Annotated in this window: 26 protein-coding genes, 1 pseudogene, 1 riboswitch and 1 other annotated feature; of the genes and pseudogenes, 19 read left to right on the top strand and 8 right to left on the bottom strand. The window is 61.9% G+C overall.

Annotated elements, in window-relative coordinates:
• The coding region (locus Q0877_RS12455; protein ID WP_299168242.1) for a transposase at nt 1–410 on the top strand (410 nt) is incomplete at its 5' end.
• Nucleotides 368–500, top strand: a sequence feature (AL1L pseudoknot). (Overlaps the previous gene by 43 nt.)
• 191 nt (nt 501–691) lie before the next feature.
• Here the strand turns inward: Q0877_RS12455 and Q0877_RS12460 are convergent.
• Nucleotides 692–955: pseudogene (locus Q0877_RS12460) on the bottom strand (IS1380 family transposase); the annotation flags it as partial.
• Between the two features lie 315 nt (nt 956–1270).
• Between Q0877_RS12460 and Q0877_RS12465 the strand changes: the two are divergent.
• The 14 genes from Q0877_RS12465 (at nt 1271) to Q0877_RS12530 (ending at nt 12571) form a co-directional block, all read left to right on the top strand.
• A complete protein-coding gene (locus tag Q0877_RS12465) occupies nt 1271–1540 on the top strand; it encodes a hypothetical protein (protein ID WP_299168243.1) in 270 nt (89 codons plus the stop codon).
• The gene (locus tag Q0877_RS12470) at nt 1537–1758 is read left to right on the top strand and encodes a hypothetical protein (protein ID WP_299168244.1); all 222 of its coding nucleotides are present in this window, start codon (nt 1537–1539) and stop codon (nt 1756–1758) included. The genes Q0877_RS12465 and Q0877_RS12470 overlap by 4 nt, the downstream gene beginning before the upstream one ends.
• Nucleotides 1758–1976 (top strand): hypothetical protein, encoded by a 219-nt coding sequence (locus Q0877_RS12475; RefSeq protein WP_299168245.1) that lies wholly within the window; start codon nt 1758–1760, stop codon nt 1974–1976. Before Q0877_RS12470 ends, Q0877_RS12475 begins: the two co-directional genes overlap by 1 nt.
• A gap of 286 nt (nt 1977–2262) precedes the next feature.
• Entirely contained in the window at nt 2263–2640 is a 378-nt protein-coding gene (locus tag Q0877_RS12480) for a BlaI/MecI/CopY family transcriptional regulator (protein WP_299168246.1), read from the top strand.
• Nucleotides 2637–3599, top strand: coding sequence for a M56 family metallopeptidase (locus Q0877_RS12485; protein ID WP_299168247.1), 963 nt, complete (start codon nt 2637–2639; stop codon nt 3597–3599). The genes Q0877_RS12480 and Q0877_RS12485 overlap by 4 nt, the downstream gene beginning before the upstream one ends.
• Nucleotides 3600–3738: 139 nt before the next feature.
• Nucleotides 3739–3987 carry an SHOCT domain-containing protein gene (locus Q0877_RS12490; RefSeq protein ID WP_299168248.1) on the top strand — a complete coding sequence of 83 codons (249 nt, stop codon included), beginning with the start codon at nt 3739–3741 and terminating at the stop codon, nt 3985–3987.
• Between the two features lie 317 nt (nt 3988–4304).
• Nucleotides 4305–4658 carry an NADH-quinone oxidoreductase subunit A gene (locus tag Q0877_RS12495; RefSeq protein ID WP_299168249.1) on the top strand — a complete coding sequence of 118 codons (354 nt, stop codon included), beginning with the start codon at nt 4305–4307 and terminating at the stop codon, nt 4656–4658.
• Nucleotides 4649–5926 (top strand): hypothetical protein, encoded by a 1278-nt coding sequence (locus Q0877_RS12500; protein WP_299168250.1) that lies wholly within the window; start codon nt 4649–4651, stop codon nt 5924–5926. Before Q0877_RS12495 ends, Q0877_RS12500 begins: the two co-directional genes overlap by 10 nt.
• The gene (locus Q0877_RS12505; protein ID WP_299168251.1) at nt 5919–6860 is read left to right on the top strand and encodes a complex I subunit 1 family protein; all 942 of its coding nucleotides are present in this window, start codon (nt 5919–5921) and stop codon (nt 6858–6860) included. Before Q0877_RS12500 ends, Q0877_RS12505 begins: the two co-directional genes overlap by 8 nt.
• A complete protein-coding gene (locus Q0877_RS12510) occupies nt 6857–7417 on the top strand; it encodes an NADH-quinone oxidoreductase subunit J (RefSeq protein WP_299168252.1) in 561 nt (186 codons plus the stop codon). The genes Q0877_RS12505 and Q0877_RS12510 overlap by 4 nt, the downstream gene beginning before the upstream one ends.
• Nucleotides 7414–7716, top strand: coding sequence for an NADH-quinone oxidoreductase subunit K (locus tag Q0877_RS12515; protein WP_299168253.1), 303 nt, complete (start codon nt 7414–7416; stop codon nt 7714–7716). The genes Q0877_RS12510 and Q0877_RS12515 overlap by 4 nt, the downstream gene beginning before the upstream one ends.
• Nucleotides 7713–9647 carry a proton-conducting transporter membrane subunit gene (locus Q0877_RS12520; protein ID WP_299168254.1) on the top strand — a complete coding sequence of 645 codons (1935 nt, stop codon included), beginning with the start codon at nt 7713–7715 and terminating at the stop codon, nt 9645–9647. The genes Q0877_RS12515 and Q0877_RS12520 overlap by 4 nt, the downstream gene beginning before the upstream one ends.
• Nucleotides 9648–9649: 2 nt before the next feature.
• A complete protein-coding gene (locus tag Q0877_RS12525) occupies nt 9650–11134 on the top strand; it encodes a NuoM family protein (RefSeq protein WP_299168255.1) in 1485 nt (494 codons plus the stop codon).
• A gap of 3 nt (nt 11135–11137) precedes the next feature.
• On the top strand, nt 11138–12571 hold the full coding sequence (locus Q0877_RS12530; RefSeq protein ID WP_299168257.1) for an NADH-quinone oxidoreductase subunit N: 1434 nt from the start codon (nt 11138–11140) through the stop codon (nt 12569–12571).
• Nucleotides 12572–12584: 13 nt separating this feature from the next.
• On the opposite strand, the gene Q0877_RS12535 is transcribed toward Q0877_RS12530, so the two are convergent.
• The 4 genes from Q0877_RS12535 to Q0877_RS12550 all read right to left on the bottom strand — a co-directional run bounded on the left by Q0877_RS12535 (nt 12585) and on the right by Q0877_RS12550 (nt 15377).
• Entirely contained in the window at nt 12585–13334 is a 750-nt protein-coding gene (locus Q0877_RS12535) for a cytochrome c biogenesis CcdA family protein (protein ID WP_299168259.1), read from the bottom strand.
• Nucleotides 13335–13406: 72 nt separating this feature from the next.
• A complete protein-coding gene (locus Q0877_RS12540; protein WP_367182174.1) occupies nt 13407–14267 on the bottom strand; it encodes a F510_1955 family glycosylhydrolase in 861 nt (286 codons plus the stop codon).
• A 361-nt stretch (nt 14268–14628) separates the two neighbouring features.
• The gene (locus Q0877_RS12545; protein WP_299168390.1) at nt 14629–15147 is read right to left on the bottom strand and encodes a DUF2269 domain-containing protein; all 519 of its coding nucleotides are present in this window, start codon (nt 15145–15147) and stop codon (nt 14629–14631) included.
• 2 nt (nt 15148–15149) lie between these two features.
• Nucleotides 15150–15377 carry a hypothetical protein gene (locus tag Q0877_RS12550; protein ID WP_299168262.1) on the bottom strand — a complete coding sequence of 76 codons (228 nt, stop codon included), beginning with the start codon at nt 15375–15377 and terminating at the stop codon, nt 15150–15152.
• Between the two features lie 87 nt (nt 15378–15464).
• On the opposite strand from Q0877_RS12550, the gene Q0877_RS12555 reads away from it, so the two are divergent.
• The gene (locus tag Q0877_RS12555) at nt 15465–16031 is read left to right on the top strand and encodes a TetR/AcrR family transcriptional regulator (protein ID WP_299168264.1); all 567 of its coding nucleotides are present in this window, start codon (nt 15465–15467) and stop codon (nt 16029–16031) included.
• 183 nt (nt 16032–16214) lie between these two features.
• On the opposite strand, the gene Q0877_RS12560 is transcribed toward Q0877_RS12555, so the two are convergent.
• Nucleotides 16215–17111 (bottom strand): LysM peptidoglycan-binding domain-containing protein, encoded by an 897-nt coding sequence (locus Q0877_RS12560; RefSeq protein ID WP_299168266.1) that lies wholly within the window; start codon nt 17109–17111, stop codon nt 16215–16217.
• Nucleotides 17112–17114: 3 nt separating this feature from the next.
• Nucleotides 17115–17317, bottom strand: a riboswitch (cyclic di-AMP (ydaO/yuaA leader).
• A 937-nt stretch (nt 17318–18254) separates the two neighbouring features.
• Between Q0877_RS12560 and Q0877_RS12565 the strand changes: the two genes are divergently transcribed.
• Genes Q0877_RS12565 through Q0877_RS12575 form a run of 3 tightly spaced genes read left to right on the top strand, consistent with a single transcriptional unit; the run spans nt 18255 to nt 19886 of the window.
• Complete coding sequence (locus Q0877_RS12565) at nt 18255–18665, top strand: four-helix bundle copper-binding protein (RefSeq protein WP_299168269.1); 411 nt, start codon at nt 18255–18257, stop codon at nt 18663–18665.
• A gap of 31 nt (nt 18666–18696) precedes the next feature.
• On the top strand, nt 18697–19251 hold the full coding sequence (locus Q0877_RS12570) for a DUF305 domain-containing protein (RefSeq protein ID WP_299168271.1): 555 nt from the start codon (nt 18697–18699) through the stop codon (nt 19249–19251).
• 32 nt (nt 19252–19283) lie between these two features.
• The gene (locus Q0877_RS12575; protein WP_299168273.1) at nt 19284–19886 is read left to right on the top strand and encodes a DUF305 domain-containing protein; all 603 of its coding nucleotides are present in this window, start codon (nt 19284–19286) and stop codon (nt 19884–19886) included.
• 74 nt (nt 19887–19960) lie between these two features.
• On the opposite strand, the gene Q0877_RS12580 is transcribed toward Q0877_RS12575, so the two are convergent.
• Complete coding sequence (locus Q0877_RS12580) at nt 19961–20443, bottom strand: M23 family metallopeptidase (RefSeq protein ID WP_299168275.1); 483 nt, start codon at nt 20441–20443, stop codon at nt 19961–19963.
• A 162-nt stretch (nt 20444–20605) separates the two neighbouring features.
• Nucleotides 20606–21436 (bottom strand): NlpC/P60 family protein, encoded by an 831-nt coding sequence (locus Q0877_RS12585; protein WP_299168277.1) that lies wholly within the window; start codon nt 21434–21436, stop codon nt 20606–20608.
• Nucleotides 21437–21485: the final 49 nt, after the last annotated feature.

Genomic DNA, 21485 nt, shown 5'->3' on the forward strand with positions numbered 1-21485 from the left:
TCCGAGAACCACAACTTCTAACCCTCAACAACCTCGAAAACCCACAGACCGGCTACACCACTCCACGGGACTTGACCGAAAGGATCTCCTCACTCATCATGGCTACCTCGAAATTCCCCCAAGAGCTCCGCGAACGCGCAACGCGGTTGGCCGTTGAGGCTCGTCGTGATCCCGCGACTCGCTCCGGCGCGATCGCCCGGATCGCCGGTCAGACAGGCCTCGGCGAAGAGACGCTGCGTAACTGGGTACGCAAGGCAGAAGACGCCGACCTCCCCGTTGAGTCGGTGGACGCCGCCGTTCAAATCCGGCAGCTCCAGGCCGAGAACCGCGAGCTGCGCCGATCGAACGAGATCCTGCGCTCAGCGACAGCTTTTTTCGCCAAGGCGGAGTTCGACCGCCCACAGAAGTGATCGTCGCCTTCATCGACGAGCACAAGCACCGCTGGGGAATCGAACCGATCTGCCGTGTCCTGACCGAGGACTACGGGCTCAAGATCGCCCCGGGGACCTACTACGCCTTCAAGAATCGACCCATCAGCGCCCGCGCGCGGCGTGACGCCTGCCTCAAGGAGCACATCATGAGCATTCACACCCACCCCAGGATGCGGGTATACGGGATCAGGAAGATCCACGCCGAACTCAATCGGAGGAACATCCCCGGTCGCCCGCTGCACCGTCGCATAGGTGCCGGTGAACAATTTCCCGGTTCCGCCATGGCGCAGGACACCCATATCGTCAATGCAGTCCGCGCCGGCGACCATCCCGGCAACCAGCGCCGTAACCTTCAGCCCGGCATTCGCCCCGTAATACTCCGGCACCCTCACATGCTCATCGACCAGCCCGCCCAGCCCAGTATCCGCCGCCAAGGCCATGACCGGGACCAGTCCCGCCGAGGACACGAGATTCGGATCATCGAAGGCGCTGGAAACCGCCCCACGGGCATGGAAAACTTGCATCTACGGGATGCCCCTCTGATAGCTGAAATAATTGTTCTCGACAAACACTATTTTTCCTGATCAGACGGGCATTTCCCGTTTAAAACGCCGAGTGGCGCTCAACCCCACCGGTGGATTCAGGCTAAGCACTATTCCATCCAATAGCTGCGGATGTGGCGTTAGACCCATAAGCGGGGTTGACCTCCACTCGAGAGTAAAGAGTCGCTACGATCCAGTTCGAACTACTAACTTAGTTAGTACCCTGCTACTATCGGACCTAGTAGTTAACTTCACGATGAAAGGAAGCGTTTCATGCGGTTAGGAAAATGGATAACAGTGGCAGCGGGCACAGGCCTGCTGTCCATGGCAGCAGCCATGCCGGCAGCAGCATCTGCGGGCACCGCGCCCACCCCAGGCGGCGGGTCGGACTCTCAGAACCACCGGGATGCCGTCATGGGCGACCACCATCCGGGGATGGCTCAAATGCAGGAACTGATGAAGGACGGCAACCCGGGCATGATGCGGATGCACGAAAACATGATGGGTCCTGCCGCAGGAATGCCGACTCAGGGCGTTGCGGGAAGTGTTGAAGGCGAACTGCGATGAGCGAAGCACTGTACGCATTCGCGTTGCTGGCCTGCCCCGTCGGCATGGGTCTGATGATGTGGTTCATGATGCGGGGTAGCAAAAGTTCTCCGCCCCAGGCAAAGCCTACTGAAGAGGCGGAACTGGTGAAGTTGCGCGCAGAGGTCGATCAGCTCCGCGCTGGCCAGAGGAATTCAGGTGGTGAGCCTTCCGCTTCTCAATCCAGAGCGACGCTCTGATGAGCGAATTGATTCTGCCGGTAGTGGTCCTGCTGGCGTCGCTGGTGTTCACATACTTTTTTTGCCTCCGGCCCATGCGGCGTGGACAGTGCACCCTGGGCCGACAAGCGCGGCAGGCCGGAGAGCAGACGCCGTCCGCGCAAGCGGAAGAGCTTACAAGACTGCGCGAACAGGTAGAGGCACTCAAAACCGGCCAGCACCAATCCTCCCGCCTGTGAGACTGCCAAAGGCACTTTGTACACCCATGAGCGGGTCGAAAGGGTAAGGCGTGGAGGAAACACTCCTATTCACCACCATATTGGCGTCATTCTTGGGGGCATGATCGCGCTGTTCGCCCCGTGTGCGTGTTGGTCATGCTGCCTGCGTTCTTCGCCACCACGTTCAGCCGGAAAAACGAGATTCTGGGCATGGCTCTGGTTTCACGACGGCGGCCACAGGCGTCTACTATGCGCGGTAGGATTGTCTATTGAACGCGGGCTGCAAGTACGACAGAAGGGATCTGGCATGCACCGTCTTGGCCAGCTCGAATCGGCGATCATGGAGCGGATGTGGTCTCGCTCCGGACCGGTGGCCGTACGCGACATCCTCGAGGACATCCAGCGGAACCGCGACATCGCGTACATGACCGTCAAGACCGTGATGGACACGCTTCACCGCAAAGGCCTGCTTGACCGTGAACCCGACGGGCGTGCATTCCGCTACCGGCCGACGCAAACCCGGGAACAGCACGCCGCGGCGCACATGCAAGAGGTGCTCGCCAGCGGAAGCGACCGCACTGCGACCCTTCTGCACTTCCTTGAGCAAATACCCGCTGACGAGGTCGCACAGCTAAGGGCGGTTTTGGACCGCGCCGAGCAGGACAAAAGCCAGGCCGGTAAGTGACGGCGGCACTCCTACTCATCACCTATGCCGTGGCGGCAGCGGGAGCCGCACCGTTCCTACGCAAGGGCACGTGGGCCGAACGCTCACCCAAGGTCGGCATCATCGTGTGGCAGTCGCTATCCGTCACTGTCATCGCGAGTGTCGTGCTCGCAGGTGTGATGTTAGCGGTTCCTGCCATGCCGTTCACCATGACTTTGGCGGACTTCCTGCGTGCTTGCGTCACGGTCCTTCAGGAGCAGTACTCCACACCAGGAGGAGCAGCGGTCACCACCGCCGGCGCGCTCATAGCAGCAGCCGTTACGGCCCGCACCGGGTACTGCCTCTTCTCGGAATTCACCTCTGCACGAACGGCCCGTCGGAGCCAGCTGCGCTCCCTGGCTCTGCTGGGACGCAGGGATCCCAGTGGTCATTTCCTCGTTGTGGACCATCAAACGGCGGCCGCCTACTGCCTCCCAGGGCGAAACAACGAGATCGTGCTGACATCTGCAGCACTCGCCGCACTGGATGAAGGTCAACGAGCTGCTGTCATCGCCCACGAAAAGGCGCACTTACGGGCGCGGCACCACGTCGTCGTGGCGGCGGCGAAAGCAATCGAGCGCGCCTTTCCCCGAGTGCCGGCGTTCAGCATCGCACACAGCGAACTAGTACGCCTGATCGAGATGGACGCCGACGACCGGGCTGCCCGCAGCAACGCCAGACTTACGGTGGCAACAGCTATGGTGCGCTTGGCCGAAGCAGGACCCGCTCCTTCTGCTGCGTTGGGTGCAGGAGGCACCAGCGCACTCGCCAGAGTTCGCCGACTGGCCTGGCCCTCAGCGCCGCTCGGCAGGCTGCACGCGCTAGTAGCTGTTTCCGCAGCAGCCGCAATGCTCATCTTGCCCCCTGCCGTTGCTCTTACGCCAGCAGTATCAACGGCCTACGCTCAGACCTGCCCGACCGGATTTCCCGCTTCCATCTAATGATCCCGGCGGGGACGTCTTCAGCGGACCTATCGTCAAGCAAGCCGTTGGAAGTACCAGTGCTTGGCGAAACCCTACTACTAAAATCCTTAGTAGTAGGGTTTGAGCATTTGAAGTACGAAACGGAAAGGACGGGAACATGGGCGGAATGATGGGCGGCGGAATGATGGGGTGGGCTGTGATCTGGTCTGTTGTGGTGTTTTTACTCCTGGCAGCCGCGGCGACAGCACTGATCGTTCTCGCGGTGAAATCTGCACGCAACACCCAAACCAAGGGTGGAGGATCCGGTTCTGGTGAGGCGCACGAGATCCTGCGGGCCCGATTCGCCAGAGGAGAAATCGACGACGAGGAATACCGGCGCCGTTCAGTCATGCTGGACCAGCAGTAACCCATCCTCGACGGAAGGAACCGCAGATGCTTGCTCCCGGCACTCTAGCCTTCCCGGTACAATCCTCAGGGACCGCGCGCACCTCTTTCGAAGGAGAGCCGACGGGATTCCCGGGGTCGTCTATCCGCCTGATTTCGGTACGTTTGGGCTACCGTAGCCGAGTCACCTCGGGGTAGAACTGAGATCGTTCGATGCTGTACCGGTGACGAAAGGGTCGGACGGGCGGAACAGGCTGAACTGAGCTGAGTGAGAAACGATTGAACCAGCAGCTCCGCCTAGGAACATGAGATTGCAGAGGAACCACCCAGGGAGGGAACATGAGCTCCACCTATCTCAGTGTGTTCATGATGCTTCTGGTTGCAGCGGCCTTCGTCGGAGGTATTTATCTGCTCAACAGGGCTACCTCGGTCGAGGCGAAACCCATAGAGAACCTGCCGTTTCTGTCCGGATGGACGCCGGAAGAGCACGCGCTTTCCCGCTATCACGCCCGCTTTTACCCACTGACGATGATCTTTCTGGCCTTCGACGTCGAGATGCTTTTCATGTATCCATGGGCCGTTGTCGCGGCCGACAGCGGAATTGAAGCTGTGATGGAGATGTTCATCTTTCTTGGTGTACTGATGGCCGGTGTCGTCTGGGCTTGGCGTGAAGGAGCGCTCCGTTGGGTTTAGCAGGGGCGCTGAGCCGTGCGGCCGTGAACCGTCTGCATGTCCTCATCGTCGAAATCCCCGGGTGGGACCGGACCAGGATGCGCGTGGAAACCGAAGTGCGTTCCCGAGGATGGGCGGTCTCCGAATCGCCCGCTGACGCGGACGTCCTGCTCGTCTGCGGAGTACCTGGAGCGGACCTCGCCTCCGTATGTGACCGGGTATGGGAACAGTTGCCTGGGCCTCGGGCCCGAGTAGAGGCCCTGGACGAAGAGGCTACTTCTGCAGCGCTTGATGAAGCGGTCATCACGATCCTTGACGGCGCCGTGCAACGCCGCGACGCCGTCTCACGGAAACAGAAGGCGTCCGAAGGCGACGGAGAAAGGACCGCGGACCCCTCCTCCGGCCGTATGGACCACACGGTTAGTGCCAGCGCCGCCGATACTCCCTCGGACACGAACGAAGGTTCACAGCACCATGATGAGAATCCTTCCTCCGCCGGCCATGAGCATGACGGCACCGACGGGTGTGAACCCATCGAGCCTCATGCCGAAGCCGGGGGGCATGCGGATATGGACCATTCAGCCATGAACCACGACGACATGGATCACGGCGACATGGAGATGATGATGCCCGGAGGGATCGGATCAGCTGAGGGGGGCCCTGACCGGGATGGGCTGAACCTGGATGTTCTGAATGTTCCTCTGGGTCCTGTACTACCGCATTGGCCAGCCGGTCTGGTGATTCGGTGTGCCCTCCAGGGAGACGTCATCACTAAAGCAGCGGTCGAGATCCTGCCAGCAGGTGGTTCTCCTCCCGAGTCCGCAGTAACCGGCGACGGTGATGACGCCGCTCGGCGCAATGGGATTCTTCGACGCTGTGATGGGATTGGCCGGCTACTCGCGGTTGCTGGGTGGTCTCGAGCAGCGACCATGGCGTTCGGCGTCCGTGACAGGTTGCTGGACGGCGCGTCGGTGCAGGAGACGGCCGGCCAGTTGTTTCGGCTTCACCGGAGCGTACGCCGGTCTCGGGTCTTGAGGTGGTCCTTGAAGGAACCAGACGGGGTGCTTGAGGCTTTGTACCGCAGCCTCGACGAAGTCTGCCGGGCAGCAGAGGCTGAAGAGCAGGGCGGATATGCGGCGGGTGGGACCCTGCGTGAGCAGGTACAGGTACACGCCCACGATTTGGTGGGGCGGCTAGTCGGGCTCGATGTTGCTGCTGCCCGACTGGTTGTTGCCGCGTCCGTTCTCAACGCCGCACCTGTCCTTGTGGAAAGAACCGATCATGGTTGAAAGTCTGGTTGAGGTAGCGCCGGGATGGGTAGTGGTTGCTGCCGTTCTGCTTGGGTTGATGGCCCTGGTAGGAGCCTGTGTCGACGGTGCCCTGGCCGCGCATTCCGATAGGCGGTCCATGCTCGCCGGAGTTGGGAAGCCGATCTGGGAAACGGCGCGTCTTCTGCGCCAACGGCGGCGGGTGCTCGTTGCTTCGGACCCATTACTCTGGCGGGTCGGCGGGGCGGGGCTGCTCGTGGTGGCGCTGCTGATGGTTGTGGTGGTGCCCTTTGGCCGGTGGACGGTCGCTGACCTTTCCGTCGGCGTGGCCTGGTTCAATGCCATGGACGTCATGGTGTGGGCGCTGGTGTGGCTAACCGGGTGGGGCGCGAACAGCGCGCACGGGCTGGTGGGTGGGCACCGGTTCCTTGCCCAGGCGCTGTCCTACGAGCTTCCGTTGATGTTTGCACTGACAGCACCGGCGGTCGCTGCAGGAAGCCTACGGGTCAGTGATGTCGTTGTGGCCCAACAGGGGCTGTGGTTCGCGGTATGGATGCCGGTGGCGTTCCTGGTTTTCTGTGCCTCCGTACTCGCGTTTTCTGTCTGGGGTCCCTTTTCACCCGCGGCTGGCGGCGACATCGCCGGCGGTGTCCTCACCGAGCTCTCCAGCGTCGACAGATTCCTGGTCCTGGCTGGCAGGTACGCACTTTTGGCTGCGGGCGCGGCTTTTGCGGTTCCGATGTTCCTTGGTGGGGGGTCAGGGCCGTTCGGCCCGGAGTGGGTATGGACCTTCCTGAAAACCGCGGTCCTCCTGGCAGCATTTATCTATATACGCCGGCTGCTCCCAGCAGTGCGCCCTGACCGTCTAGTGGAGGCGGCGTGGGTCATTGGGCTTCCGGTGGTGTTGTTGCAGGTGCTCTTCGTTAGTCTCGTCTCACTCGGAGGTGGCCTGTGATCAGCGCTGTGCTCTTCTGGTTCCTGGCCGTTGTCGCGACCGCCGCAGGGATTGCTGTGTTTCGGGTTGATTCGATGGCCAGGGCCACTTATGCGCTGGCGGTTTCCTTCGTGGCCGTCGGTGTCATGCTTTTGCTGTTCAACCTCGAATACATCGGTGTGATCACTATCTTGATGATGGTGATGGAAATGGCGATCATGGGCATTTTCATGATCATGTTCATGGGGATGAACCCGGCGCTGATGCCGATGAGCATGGTGCACAACAAACGGGGTTCCGCCATTCTGGCCAGCGGGGTATTCGTGGGATTCGCTACCGCGGTCCTGCTGGTGCCGTGGCCTGAGCGCAGGGGCACCCCGGCGGTTGATCTCACCCAGTCACTGGGTGAAACCATCATGGGTTCCAAGATGCTGGTCATGCTCACTGTGAGCCCCGTACTGTTCGCCACTCTCGTAGCGGCGATCGTCCTTGCTAATCCCCGGGGCCGGTACGACCGCTTCGGCGATGACTTGCGTCGCAGACCGCCGACCGGGCCAGGGGAAGGCGGTCCGCGATGACGTTGGAGGCTGTGTTGATTGCCTCGGCCGCGTTATTCTGCGTCGGCCTTTATGGGGCGCTGTCACAGCAGGTCGTGGTCATGGTGATGATGGGCCTGGAGTTGATGCTCAACGGCGTCATCCTTGCGGCAGCCGGGCTGTGGTGGTTCCTCGCTCCTGCCCCTGATGGTCAGGTGCTCCTGCTCGTGGTGATCACGGCGATGACGGTGGAAATGGCGATGGGATTCGCTGTAGCCACACTTCTGCACCGCTCACGGGAATCCGATATGACCGACATGGCCACGGACCTATCAGGATGAGCGGAATCGTCCTGTGGTTCCTGATCGGCCTGCCAGCCTTTAGCGGCACTGTGTTGTGTATGGGTGGACGGCGGCTGGACAGGGCGGCCATACCTGTCTCACTGGGAGTCTCAACCGTTGTGGCGGCGCTGGCCATCGGTGCGGCTTTCAGTAGGCCGACGGCGACGATGCCTTTCGTTCAGGGTGCGGCTTTCGGGCTCACCGTCGATGCGCTCTCCGCTGTGGTGTTACCGGCCGTGGCATCGGTGGCGCTGGTGGTGCTCGTCTTCGCATCCGCGGAAGGAGCTGCGAGGGAAATTTCTCCACCGGCCCGATTTCATGGTTTCATGCTGCTGTTCACCGCAGCCGTGCTCATAACTGTTACCGCCACCACCCTGGTGACGCTGCTGTTCGCCTGGGAACTTATGGGTGCCATGTCCTACGCCCTCATCGGATTCCGCTGGTCCGAGCAGCAACGGGTCAGCGGCGGACTGACGGCGTTCCTGGTCACGCGCAGCGCCGACCTCGGCCTGTATGCGGCGGCGGGCGCCGCCCTGGCAGCCGGTACGGGCATGGAACTGACGGCTCTTCCCGATGCACCGCCCGGGTGGCGGGACCTCATTGCCGCAGGAATCCTGATCGCCGCTTTAGGTAAGGCGGCACAGCTGCCGTTCAGTTTCTGGCTCTCACGTGCCATGGAGGGCCCCAGCCCGGTCAGCGCACTGTTGCATTCGGCGGCGATGGTGGCTATGGGCGGGTATTTGCTGCTGCGCACCGAACAGCTACTGGAGGTAACCGGCGGGGCTGCCCACGCGGCGGCCTGGACCGGCGCACTGACTGCCCTGGTGCTGGGCGCTGTCGCCCTCGCCCAGCGGGACCTCAAACAGCTCCTGGCCGCCTCAACCGCCGCCCAACTCGGATTCGTTGTGCTCGCTGCCGGGGTCGGTGCGATCGCAGGCGGAACCGCGCACCTGGTGGCGCATGCGGCGACGAAAGCGGCGTTGTTCCTTGCTGCCGGGGCGTGGCTTACCGCATTGGGGACCAAGCAACTGGGTGCGCTTCGTGGGGCTGGACGGCGGTGGCCTCTGGTCGGCGTGACCTTCGCGGTGGCCGCCTTGAGCCTGGCCGGAGTGGCCCCGCTGTCGCTGTGGGCGACCAAAGACGCGGTCCTCGTGGTTGCTTTGGAAGAGTCGCTCGCCCTGTATGGAGTCGGGCTTGCCGCCGCGCTAGTTTCGGCTGCGTACGCAGGAAAGATACTGATCATGGTGTGGCGGCCTATGGCAGCAGGCGCCGAGGACCAGTACGACACCGAGGAGCACGGAACCCGGCACATAGGAAGGTGGGAGAAGGCACCGCTGGTCGTCCTGGCAATGGCAGCGGCGGTCCTCGGAGCACTGGCCCTGCCACCGGTGGGTGATCTATTACGCAGTGCTCTGAACCGGGAACCGGTGCCGGAATCGGGATGGATAGAACTGGCGGTGTCCACGGTCCTGGCCGCGGTCGTCATTGTTCTCGTGGCCCGGTTCAGGACTCCCGAGCCCCGCTGGGCGTCGGACTGGCTCGGACTCGAACGTGCCGCCCACCTCCTGATGGTGCGTCCCGTCGTCGGGTTGGCCGGCCTCCTGGCACGATTCGATGACCATATCCTCGACCGGGGAGTGTGGGCTTCAGCCAAGCTCACTCAAGCGGCCGCGAAGCGTACTGCCCGCGTCGACGACGCGGTTCTCGACACCGCGGTGGATCGTATTTCCACCGCGGGTTTGCGTGCTGCGGACGTTAGCGCCCGTGCTGACGCTGGAGGGGTTGATGCCGCAGTGGAGGCCACGGCGAGGGCGGCGCGGCGCTTCGGTTCTCTCGCCCGTCGTCCGCAAACAGGGCAGCTCCACCACTACTACGCCCAGGCTGTGGTGGTACTTACCGCGGCCGTTGTCCTATTACTTCTCGTGAGGTGACCGTGCTCAGTCTCGTTGTTTTCCTGCCCCTCTTCGCAGCCGTCGTGCTGGCAGCATTCCCGAAGATTCCCGACAGGACCGCACGGTGGGCGTGGGTGCTGATTACTGCTATCGACGCTGCCCTGGTCGGGGTGATGTGGCTTGGGTACCGGACACCAGCGGCCGGGCAGCTGGGATACGAGGAGCAAGTCAAGTGGATACCGAACGTGGGTAGTAGCTACCACGTGGGCGTGGACGGGCTATCCCTGCCTCTCCTGGCACTGACAGTCGTCGTCTTCCTTGCCTGCGCGGTGTATGCGTTGAAAGAAGATCAACGCCCCCGGATCCAGGCAGCCCTGTTCCTGTTCCTGCAAACCTCCTGCCTGGGCTTGTTCGCCGCCCAGGACCTTATCCTGTTCTTCCTGTTCTTCGACTTGTCCATCGTGGGCATGTACTTCGTCATCGCCGGATGGGGACACGGAAACGCCGCACGGTCAGCGCTGAAGTTCTTCCTCTACACCTTCCTCGGGTCGTTGGCGCTGCTGCTCGGATTTATCGGCCTCTATCTTTACGCCGAGCCTCATACCTTCGACATGGTCGAACTTGCTGCCAGCGCGCCTCTTGATGGCAACCCGATGGCCGGCGGATGGGTGCTTGGAGCGATTCTGCTCGGTCTGGCCATCAAAACCCCAACGTTCCCCTTCCATACGTGGTTGCCGCCAGCCCACACCGACGCCCCGGCAATCGGGTCTGCTGTGCTCGCCGGGATCCTGCTGAAGATGGGAACCTACGGTTTCGTGCGCATTGCCATGCCGATGCTCCCCGAAGCGTGGCGGGCCTGGTCCTGGCTCATCATCGCAATAGGAATAATTTCGGTGCTGTACGGAGCGTTAGTGGCCCTCGCCCAAACCGATCTGAAACGGATGATCGCCTACACTTCGGTGAACCACATGGGATACGTCGTCCTAGCAGTCGGCGCAGTCGGCGTCGCCGGCAGCGGCCCCGCCCGCGAAGTCGCTGTCACAGGAGCCCTCACGCAGATGGTCAGCCACGGGTTGATTACTGCAGCGCTCTTCTTGCTCGCCGGTGTGCTGCACGAGCGCGCCGGCACATACGACATGGGCTCCTACGGAGGCTTGGCCGGGCAGGCACCGAAGTTCGCCGCCCTTTTCGCCGTGGGCGCGTTCGCCTCGCTGGGCCTACCTGGATTCAGCGGCTTCATCGCCGAATTCCAAATCTTCGCTGGCAGCATTGGAACCGTCCCTCTCACTGCGCTGGCCCTGCCTGGAATTCTCATCACCGCTGCCCTGTTCTTGCTCGCCCTCCAGCGCCTGCTCACCGGAAGCGCAGGAAAGAAAACGCATGCAGTCACCGACCTCACGACCCGTGAACTGTTCTCTGTCGGCCCGTTATTGCTGCTGGCCCTCCTGATAGGGGTGTTCCCGCGTCCGCTGCTGGATCTCATCGAACCCGCAGCCAGCACCGTCGTCGTTCTTCTCGGGCGGTAATCCATGGAGATGGATAACGGGGCGGGCATGGAATTCCTGGCCGTCGCCCCGGAGATGATCGTGCTCGTCGGCGCAATCGCGGCCATCTTGAGTGGCTCGTTCCTGCGCCGCGACCGACAGTGGATCAGTCGTGTCATCGCGATCGCCGCCCTCCTATCCAGCGCTGCACTAGCAGGGTTAGCCTTCGCCCAGCCTGTGCGGACAGTGTTCGAGGGTAGCTTCGCCGTTGACGTTGGAACCAATGCGGCGCGCCTGATCATCTGCCTTGCCACGGTACTGGTCATCGTCCTTGGCGTGGAGGAACTCACCGCTGGACCGCAAGAGAGTGAAACCTATGCCCTGATGCTGCTATCAGCCCTGGGTGCCATGGTGATGTCGGGCACCAGCGACTTACTGATCCTGGCTGTCGGATTCCTTCTGGCCAGTATCCCGCTGTACGCCCTGATCGGCATGAACAGGTCCGCCACTGGGGCCGAAGCAGCAATGAAAACCTATCTGTTAGGAGCCTTTTCCGGCATTGCGTTGCTGCTCGGGGTAACCCTCCTCTACGCACTGGCAGGTGGAACAGCATACGCAACGCTTCAAGCCGAGCTGGCTGACATGCCTGCCGGCGTGATCGCGCTGGGTTTGGTGGGCGTCCTGACCGGTCTGGTATTCAAGGCAGGGGCTGTTCCAGCCCATTTCTGGGTTCCTGACGCTGCTCAAGGATCGACCGTGAGCGCCGCTGCGTTCCTCACGACCGTGCCCAAGATCGGTGCACTCGTGGCGATCTACCGGCTCCTGCTGGTAATCCCACCATCGGTGAACTGGCCGCTCCTGATTGGGCTGCTGGCGGCAGCGAGCATGACGCTCGGAAACTTCGCTGCGTTCACCCAATCGGACGCGCGGCGCCTGCTGGGATGGTCAACCGTCAGCCAGGCAGGCTACCTGCTGCTGCCCGTCGCCGTCGCAGGACTGGCTGACCTCGCGCTGCCGTCACTGCTCCTATATCTGGCAGGCTACGCGGTCACAAACCTGGGTGCATTCGCCGTCATTGCGGCAACAGGGCGGACCCCTCTTGAGAAGTACAGGGGGCTGGCCCGAGAAAATCCCTGGCTATCAGTCGCCCTGGTCGTGAGCCTCTTGAGCTTGGTCGGCACTCCCCCGACGGCGGTCTTCTTTGGGAAACTCACGACATTCACGGCCGCCTGGGATGGAGGTCTGGCCTGGCTGGTTGCCATAGCCGCGATCAACACGGTTGCGAGTCTGTTCTACTACCTGCGGTGGATCGTGCCTGCGTTCCAGCGCACATCTGCACCAGCGGCAGGGCAAGCGATCAGCCCTCAGCCACGCCGCTGGGCTACTCAATCAGCATATGCAGCGGCGGTAGTCGTCATCGTCATGGGAACTCTCTCCGGGCTGTTGCTACCCCTTTTCGAGGGACCCCTCATCCGATGAACTTATGTGATTGTCAGACGGGTGTAAGGAAGGTCCCGGAAAGATTCTGTAGCTGATAAATCCACACCGTCCAGATCCCCGAAACCATGAGAACACCTACAGCGACTAACAGTGAGCCGCCCACAATATTGAAGACGCGAATGTGTCGGCGAACGAAGTGTAGGGTCCTGGAAACCCAGCCGTACCCGAGGGCAACCAAAACAAATGGGATCCCGAGTCCGAGACAGTAGACAAACCCGAGCAGCGCCCCGCGCCAGGCGGTTCCGGTAGTGGTACTCAGGGCCAGCACTGCGCTGAGGGTCGGACCCATACAGGGTGTCCAACCCAAGCCGAAGACGATGCCAAGTAGCGGAGCACCGGCGATACCACCCCGGGGTTTCCAAGAGAGCTTCAGGGTTCGTTGTAGGAGGGATATCCGACCCACCAAGACCAAACCCATCGCGATCACGAACACGCCGAGGAGGCGGATCAGCAGATCCTGCCACCGGAGCATCCAGCCGCCGATGAGACCGAACGCTGCACCGTAAAAAGTGAAGACCAGCGCGAAACCCAGAATGAATAGACCGACACCGGTGAGCACTTTGCGGCGGTTGGCGGCCGCAGTAGGGTCAGTCAAGCCGGAGACATATCCGAGGTACCCAGGCACCAGTGGGAGGATACACGGAGAGATGAAGGAGACTATCCCCGCAACCAACGCCAAGGGAATAGCCACTAAGAGAGCGCCGGACTGCACCGACTCTGCGAAGAACTCCCCGATGGTCATGCGAAGTGAGGGTAGTTTGTGAAATGCGGCCTGCGGGAGGCTAGACGTCGGCGCCGAAGGTCATACAAAGGACTATTGGCCTGCACGCACGGTCGTGGTGAAGGAAGCGCCACCGTCCTCGGAGTATTCAATGCCCTTCTCCGTCGAAACCCAAACGCGAAGACCGTTCTCACCTTCAGTGGTGGCGGCGAGAGCCGCAGGTGCCGCTGTTGTCCCGCCGGCTTCTTCCCAGGTTTGTCCAGCATCCTGACTGGTGTAAATGACACCATCTGGACTGACACCGGCAACAGTGGCCTCATCCGCGAAAGTAGTCAGCAGCAGCACCGGAGAGTCGGCGGACAACTCCCACGTCAGCCCGCCGTCGGTGGATCGTTGGACGCCCTCCTCTGTGGTCGCCAGAACAGCAGGGGAATCAACGTAAGCCGAAAGGTTCGCGGGTTGGAAGGGTGCCTCGACTTCAGTCCATTCTTCCCCGTCGCCCGTCAAGCGTAGTGTCCCATCGAAGCCGAAGATTCCTTCGCTCGAAACAGTCATGGTGTGGAAGTCTGACTCACCCTGACGAGACAGCTCCTGCCATGTTTCCCCCCCGTCGGTGGACTTAACCAGCCCGAGCGGATTCGGCAGCTCGCTTCCTGGTCCCGGGTGCCCGGAAGCGTAATAGAGGTCTGCACTAGCTTCGGCGAATCCCATCAAATCAAGAGTTGGACTTACCTTTTCAATCGACTCATCGGTGACATCAAAAAGGCCCTCGTGTGTAGCCAGGAGCAACTGTTGGCTACTCTCCACGAAACTCAAACCGTGAACATGCCCGAAAGGGTTGCCAGCGCTAGTCTCGATGCCGACGGTTTCTTCCCCTGCTTGTTGCCCGCAAGCCGTAACAGCCAGAACCGTAACCGCCAGCCAGCCGACGGTTATCTTCTTTTTAATGTGCACGGTGGACCCTTCGGATTGAACGGTGACGCCCTCAGTTTCCCAAGGACTTACGGATCAACGCCCGCTGTTTATACTAAGAAGAGTAGTATTCCATCTGGGTCTGATCCAAATGCCACCGTCACATCCCAGCGCAACCAGCGCAAGGGGATGGCGCCTGTGACGGCGACGACGTGAGTGAGATTGAATATGGGATATCAGCCGGTGTGCAGGTAATCCAGTACTCCCGTGCACGAGGTTCAAGCGGGCGGATGCGCCAGCCGGAGGAACTGTCCTCTGGACAAGAGGAACACCTGAATTACCCACTGGAGTTTATGTCCGTGACATGACGTGGCGTCTACTGCTCAGGGTGCGCGCTGTCCCGCTACCGTCGCTGTCTCGCGGCTCTGAACATGGTGACGCTGATCCCTGTGAGCCCGCGCGGTTTGTAGATTGAAAGCCCTAAAGCGACGAGGAGAACAATCAGAGCAGCTGCGGAATGTAGGACCGGAGAGAAGCTTGGAAGGAGATCCGGGACCGTTCCGTCTGATGTTGATCGTGCCGCGGCGCCGGCGAGGACGGAGAGAGTCTCCATGTACAGCAGGAGGATTGCCGTGGCCACGACGGTGATGAGCAGTTTGATGAGCACCCAGTAGTGCCTGATGAGGCCCCACGATGTTCCCAGTGCCTGGATGATCCCGGTGAGCAGTGTCAGAGCGCTCAAGGGGACCAGTGCGCCCCAGCCAATGATTTCCATGGTCGTGTAGGCGGCGCGCATGGCCCATGCGTCCGCGGTGGTGTACCCGGTGATGGCCAGGGCAAGGAATACCACCACGGCACCCAGCCACCCGACGGAGGAAGCGACGTGGGCCACCAGCGCAGCCTTGCGCAGCCGCGGCGGCATGATCACGACGGGATGTTCTCGGCGTACAGGGCGATGGCGTGCTGTGGATCCCCGGAGATCGCAGAGTGCATGCCGGGGCCGTGTTCTCCGCCGAGGAGCATCACGACCACGAGAACCACTACCACCGCGAGGGCGATGAGGGTGAAGATTGCCACCCATCGGGGCACCCCTGGGCGATTCTGCATGGGCGGGGTGTGGCTTTCCTGCTCGCGATCCGCATGAGTATCCATGGTTGGAACCCCTTCCTGCAACAACGCGTATCTATACGGAGTGTATAGCAAAGTCTGTCGGGTCGCGGCGGGCAGTACATTGGTGGTATGCCGAAGCTCTGGACCGACACGGTGGAGGGTCACCGACACGCAGTCCGGGCGGCCGTCCTGGATGCTGTGGCAGTCCTTATCGCAGAGGCAGGTTTTTCCGGTGTGTCGATGACCCGGGTCGCCGATCACGCGGGGGTCACCCGGGCAACACTGTATAAGTACTTCCCTGACGTTGAGACGCTGCTGGCTGCCTGGCACGAACGTCAGGTCGGTGAGCACCTGGCCGGGCTCGATAAGATCCGAAGTGAAGCAGCGGGGACGGGACGGCCGTTGCAGGCCGTTTTGGAGGCCTACGCGCTGATCGTCTATGACAGGCCGAGCCACGACGCGTCTGCCCCGGCCCTGCATCGGGCCACTCATATCGATCATGCGCATCAGCACCTTGAGGCCTTCATCGCGGACCTTATCCGTGCGGACGCTCAGGAGAGTGCCGCGGACTTGGCGATGGACCCGGCGGACCTTGCCAGGTATTGCATCGAGGCCCTGAGCTCCGCCCGATCGCTCTCCTCCCGGGACGCAGTTCCGTGCCTTGTTGCGGTCACGGTACGAGGAATCTATACCTGAGATCCCTTGGGTGGGTTTCATTCCAGGTGGGCTCGTTTTGATCCCGGTGAAGGTTAGGCCGGTTCGTGCTGGACATTTGAACGCCGGCGGAGTACTTCCACGTCGTGGGCAAAAGAAAGAGCAGCAAGCACCCCCGTTCTAAGGTGCCTGCTGCTCTTCCAGATTAGGGAAACGGCCTAGAGATTAGCCGTTGACTCGTACGTAGGACGAGCCTGCGAGGTCGGACAGTGGGTGCTTGATGGTGAGGTTTGCACCGTTCATTCCACTGCTGATTACTTCGCCGTTGCCGACGTAGATTCCTATGTGACCGGGCCGGATGACCAGATCACCGGGGGCTGGGGTCCCGACGACGGTGCCGTACTGGTAGAACTGGGTTGGCCCAAGATCGCCTACGTTGAGGCCGATGGAGCGCAGCGCAACCTCAACAAGGATGGTGCAGTCCTGGATGGAACCAAGCTGGCCGTACGCCGAGGCAACCAGAGCGGCACCGACACCACTTGAGGAAGCAGCCGGAGCTGACTGCTGGGCCGGAGTGATGCTGCTTGAGGCCAGGGAGATACGGGCTTCCTGCTGGCTGCCCACTGTGTAGGAAACCTGGTTCGCCGGTGCCGCTTCCGGGATGGCGGCAGGGGCTGCGGCTACCGGGGCTGCCGTTACCGGAGCATCGGTCGACGCGGCTGCTGCGCCCGACACTGTGACCTGCTGTCCGGGGTAGATGATCGACGCGTAGGACAGGTTGTTCTGGGCAAGCAGGGTGTTGAGTTCGACGCCGTAGCGGGCTGCGATGCCCCCCATGGTGTCACCGGAAACCACGGTGTGAACCGAAGCCGAGGATGCAGCCGAAACTTCGGCGGCTGGGGCGGAGACCGGCGCCTGGGTGGCTGTGGTAGTTGCTTCCTGGGCGTAGGTTCCCGCTTGCGCAGGCGCCCCCACGCCGGCGACGAGACCACCGGTTGCTGCGACAATAATGGCCGGCCTACCCAGTGCGACGGCACCGGCTTTGGTCGAGTGGGACAGTCCCTCAAGGACGATCGAGTGGTTGACGGTGGCGCGGTGGCGCGCCGGAATATTGCGTGACATGCGTGATTGCCTCTCCCATGCCTGCGGGGTGAGCTGTCGGGTTCGGATGGGAGTCACCCGGTCGTTTCTCGTATTCCGGGACGGAAGCAGAAACGTCTTAACCCCAAGGGCCATGTGATGGCCCGTCGATCTGTGGGTCCCCCGTTCCTGCCGAACGGAATTACGGACGGATCCCGGGCAGCGGCAGGACTCGGCATTCTGCACAGGAATATTCTCGACTGGTGCCGGGAATACCTCACGAGAATACCCCCCTTAGGTATGAAATGTCACGTTCAGGTAACGAATCCGCTGTTCGCTCCCCTGTGCGCTGACCCTCTAGCTGCAGTGTGGTGCAGGTTCCTCCTCCAGCGTTTTTCAGCCGACTTGCGGATTTCCAGACGACGTGGGTCTGCAACTACGGGCCCTGGGGCGCGCGTTTCGCGGGCATCGCCTTTCGGCTAATCCGACGAGTAGGGACCGGCACTGGTCACCATGCTTAGTATTTATTAGGGTGGTGGGACAGCTAGAGGAGTCGTTCGGGAGGGCACACCATTTCGCAGCGAGCACGCGTTCGCCTACATGGCACCGTTCGAACGGTGCTGCAGGTGATGCTGGTCTTCTCGCTGTTGGTGGCGTTTTCCACCTCGGCTGCTGCGGCTTTGTGCCTGCAGATGAGCGACGGGCCCGGAGGAACAATGGGCATGGTGGTGGACACGGCGCCTGTCGCGGTAGCTGGCGAAGCATTCCCTGTGGAGGCATCTGATGGTTCCGTAGGGTCTCCGGCCACGGTGCCCTGTTGCCAACAACGTGCAGATACTTCCGAAGCGGCCGCTCCTTCGCACCGCGCTGTCCTCGGCGACGATCCTGCGAACTTCAGCGCTCCCGCTAGTCAGCTCCCTTTTGCTGCTCTGATGCCTCCTGCCCAGCCTGGTCCAACGCTGGAAAAGCTGGAGCACTTGACCCCGTCCTTGACCGCGCTATCCATCAGTCGCACATAGGCCGAAGGGTCCCTCCACGCCCCCGGTTCAAGCATCGGGCAGGCGGTAGTTCAATACTTTCTTTTCGCCGACATGTCGGCTGGACGCGGGCTCACACCTTCCCCGCGACAACACTTCACCAACAGGGCTGTATCTGTCAGCCTTCACCGATAATGGGAGAAACCCAATGACACATCATGTGACGTCCATGCTCGATACCTACCCGAAGGATCTGGGAGAAGTGGACAAGGAAAAACTCGCTGCGTGCATCGAAGCCTGCTTCGAATGCGCCCAGACCTGCACCGCCTGCGCAGATGCCTGCTTGAGCGAGGACATGGTCGCCGAGCTGACCAAGTGCATTCGCACCAACCTGGACTGCGCGGATATCTGCGCCACGACCGGGAACGTGCTGTCCCGGCACACCGGCTACGACGCAAACCTGACTAGGGCGATCGTGGAAGCATGCCGCACCGCGTGCAAGGCCTGCGCGGATGAATGCGGGCAGCACGCCGACATGCATGATCACTGCCGGATCTGTGCTGAAGCGTGCCGCCGATGTGAGAAGGCCTGTGAGGAACTGCTCGCGACCCTCAGCTAGTTCTGTGAAACCGTAGCGGAAGGAGGAACCGGTGAGCAGTTCGCCGCAGAAATCGCCACGCGGGCAGGATGGACCCGAGAAAGAGTCAGACCCGCAGGGGAACCGGCACGACACCGGCCACGAAGGGCACGGAATGGGCAGGATGTACGTCAAATTCGGCGTGATCCTGCTCGTCAGCCTGGGCTTGATGTGGGTGTTGTCAATGTCGATGGTCCGATCGATCGACCACTTCTATTTCAACCTGAGCAACTTCTGGATGGCCCTTGTCATGGTGTCCGCGATGGCGGTGGTCATGGTGGTGGGCATGTGGTCGATGTTCAAGAGCACCAAGGTGAACATCGCACTGCTCGCCGGTTTCGTCCTGTTGTTCGGGAGCACGTTGGCCCTTGGGCGGACCGAGACGTTCGTCGGAAACGAGCAGTTCCTGAAGTCAATGATCCCGCACCACTCGAGGGCCATCCTCGTATGCCAGGAATCAAACATCACTGACCCGGAGATCGTGGAACTTTGCGATGCCATCGTCCAGACCCAGCAGGAGGAGATTAGTCAGATGCAATCAATCCTCGACCGGTACGCAGCTGACTGATCCGCCCCCATCCTCAAGGAGTGTAAAAGCCTATGAAGAACATCAACAAGCGGAACGTTTCAGCCGTAGCAGCGGCAACTGCCCTGACCGCCGGGGCGTTCACTGGTACTGGCCTGGCAGTGGCCTCGCCAGCTCTGGCTGATGCGCCGGCCCAGAGTGAGCAGGTCGCCAGTTACGAAGTGGATTTCCTGAAGAACATGATCGATCACCACACCATGGCGATCATGATGGGCCAGACCTGCCTGGAGAAAGCAACCCACGATGAGTTGGTGCAGCTGTGCAGTTCGATCATCGCCTCCCAGTCAGCTCAGGTCGAGATGATGCAGGGATGGTTGCAGGACTGGTACGGCATCTCCTACACCCCTCAGCTGAGCACCGGTGACATGCAGTCGATGCAGCGGATGGAGAACTTCACCGGCGCACAGTACGAGATCCGTTTCATGCAATCGATGATCCGGCACCACTGGGCCGCGGTCCGTGAGAGCGGGACCTGCCTGGAGAACGCCGGCCACCCCGAGCTGCTCTCCCTCTGCGGAACCATCCGCCAGACCCAGTTGGAGGAGATTGGGCAGATGCAGTCCTGGCTGGAGGAATGGTACGACCGGCAGGGCGGCCGTCCCTCCGGTACGGTCTAAAGCACCATACCACCAGGAAACAGGCATAACGCGAGGGACCGGGACTTCCCCGGCCCCTCGTGCTTGGCCGCGAATTAGAACCAGGTGCCGGGGTCGACGAGCGCGTCGTTGATCATGACTTCGAAGTGTAGATGGCAGCCGGTGGAGTTGCCGGTAGTTCCAACTCCGCCCACAACGGCTCCCCGGGCAACTGTTTGGCCTACGCTGACGGCAATGGTGGCGAGGTGGTTGTAGGTGGTCTGGAGCCCGTCCCCGTGGTCAATGACGATGCGGTTGCCGCCACCGTAGGGGCTCCATCCGGCTTCGGTGATGACTCCGCTGGCAGCGGCCATGACGGGAGTGGAACATGAGCCGGTCAGGTCGATGCCGGTGTGCATCTCCCCTGGGACCCCGGTCAGTGGGTTGGTGCGATATCCGAAGGTCGAGACGGTGGTCATTTGGGCCAGCGGCGCGCCGAGTCCGGACTGTTCAGCAGGTTCGGCAGCAGCTTCATCCTCCACTTCATCGCCGGGGGGCGTCTCGATGAGACCATCGGCTAGAAAGTGGGATGAATTCACCGGCTCGGACGCCGGCTCAGTGGAGGCAGCACCGGGCACTGCGGCGCGGCTGAAATCGACTCTGGCCTTCGGGTCTGCCTCAACGCTGTGCGGGTAGATAAAAAGCTTTGGGGCGGTTCGCGGTCGCCCTGTTGGCCCTTTCCTGCCCGGCTTGTGGGGTTGTTAGCCGTTGACCCGGACGAAGGATGATGATCCGGGGAGATCGCTCAGTGGGTGCAGGAGGGTGTCGTTGACACCGTTCATGCCGCTGCTGATGACCTGGCCGTTACCTACGTAGATAGCGATGTGGCCGGGCCGGATGACCAAGTCACCCGGGGCTGGTGAGCCGACAACGGTCCCGTACTGGCAAAACTGCTCGGGCCCGAGGTCGCCGACAGACTTGCCGATGGATCGCAGTGCGACCTCGACGAGGATGGTGCAGTCCTGGGTACGGCCGATCTGTGCGTAGGCCGAAGCTACGAGCGCGGCACCAACACTGCTGCTGGCTGCAGGCGCAGGAGCCGGCTTCGGCTCGGGCGCAGGCGCAGGAGCCGGAGCCGAAGCGGCGGGAGGCGCAGCGGCGGCCTGCAGTGCCACTTCCTGCACGGCGGGGGACTGCTGTACCGTGGCGGGTTTCACCGTCTGTACAGCTGCCAGTGACGCCTCGGTTTCGGGGGCCGGGTGCTGGACAACAGGAGCCGGCTCAGCGACCACGGGAGCGGGGGAAGCGGTGACGGCTTCGCGTTCGAAGGAGATAGCGGCCGATGTGTCCGCGGACACCGGCTCGGTTTCCACGGTGGCGACCAGTGAACTGGTGCTCACCTGACGCTGCGGTGCATCCAACGCCTGGGCCGGCAGGCCAGCGCTGAGAATGAGACCGGAAGCTGCGGTGATCACTGCAGCCTGGCGGCCTGCAGAGCCCATATTGGAGGAGACAGCCTTGGAGATGACAGCCAACGTGTTGGTCTGGGCGGGGACTGCGCGATGGCGCGCGGGGGCATGCCAAGTGGACATGAATCGAGTACCTTCTCCCAACGCCTGCGGGGTTAGCTGTAGGGTTCGG

It is taken from the genome of uncultured Arthrobacter sp. (assembly GCF_947495145.1).
In the GTDB taxonomy this organism is placed as follows: Bacteria; Actinomycetota; Actinomycetes; order Actinomycetales; family Micrococcaceae; genus Arthrobacter_D.

Bases quoted from the DNA above. Each gene is read 5' to 3' on its own strand.
- Q0877_RS12520 (WP_299168254.1), top strand. From the start codon at position 7,713: ATGAGCGGAATCGTCCTGTGGTTCCTGATCGGCCTGCCAGCCTTTAGC.
- Q0877_RS12475 (WP_299168245.1), top strand. From the start codon at position 1,758: ATGAGCGAATTGATTCTGCCGGTAGTGGTCCTGCTGGCGTCGCTGGTG.
- Q0877_RS12535 (WP_299168259.1), bottom strand. From the start codon at position 13,334: ATGACCATCGGGGAGTTCTTCGCAGAGTCGGTGCAGTCCGGCGCTCTC.
- Q0877_RS12565 (WP_299168269.1), top strand. From the start codon at position 18,255: ATGACACATCATGTGACGTCCATGCTCGATACCTACCCGAAGGATCTG.
- Q0877_RS12585 (WP_299168277.1), bottom strand. From the start codon at position 21,436: ATGTCCACTTGGCATGCCCCCGCGCGCCATCGCGCAGTCCCCGCCCAG.
- Q0877_RS12470 (WP_299168244.1), top strand. From the start codon at position 1,537: ATGAGCGAAGCACTGTACGCATTCGCGTTGCTGGCCTGCCCCGTCGGC.
- Q0877_RS12495 (WP_299168249.1), top strand. From the start codon at position 4,305: ATGAGCTCCACCTATCTCAGTGTGTTCATGATGCTTCTGGTTGCAGCG.
- Q0877_RS12550 (WP_299168262.1), bottom strand. From the start codon at position 15,377: ATGGATACTCATGCGGATCGCGAGCAGGAAAGCCACACCCCGCCCATG.
- Q0877_RS12490 (WP_299168248.1), top strand. From the start codon at position 3,739: ATGGGCGGAATGATGGGCGGCGGAATGATGGGGTGGGCTGTGATCTGG.
- Q0877_RS12530 (WP_299168257.1), top strand. From the start codon at position 11,138: ATGGAGATGGATAACGGGGCGGGCATGGAATTCCTGGCCGTCGCCCCG.
- Q0877_RS12515 (WP_299168253.1), top strand. From the start codon at position 7,414: ATGACGTTGGAGGCTGTGTTGATTGCCTCGGCCGCGTTATTCTGCGTC.
- Q0877_RS12545 (WP_299168390.1), bottom strand. From the start codon at position 15,147: ATGCCGCCGCGGCTGCGCAAGGCTGCGCTGGTGGCCCACGTCGCTTCC.
- Q0877_RS12555 (WP_299168264.1), top strand. From the start codon at position 15,465: ATGCCGAAGCTCTGGACCGACACGGTGGAGGGTCACCGACACGCAGTC.
- Q0877_RS12505 (WP_299168251.1), top strand. From the start codon at position 5,919: ATGGTTGAAAGTCTGGTTGAGGTAGCGCCGGGATGGGTAGTGGTTGCT.
- Q0877_RS12480 (WP_299168246.1), top strand. From the start codon at position 2,263: ATGCACCGTCTTGGCCAGCTCGAATCGGCGATCATGGAGCGGATGTGG.
- Q0877_RS12575 (WP_299168273.1), top strand. From the start codon at position 19,284: ATGAAGAACATCAACAAGCGGAACGTTTCAGCCGTAGCAGCGGCAACT.
- Q0877_RS12560 (WP_299168266.1), bottom strand. From the start codon at position 17,111: ATGTCACGCAATATTCCGGCGCGCCACCGCGCCACCGTCAACCACTCG.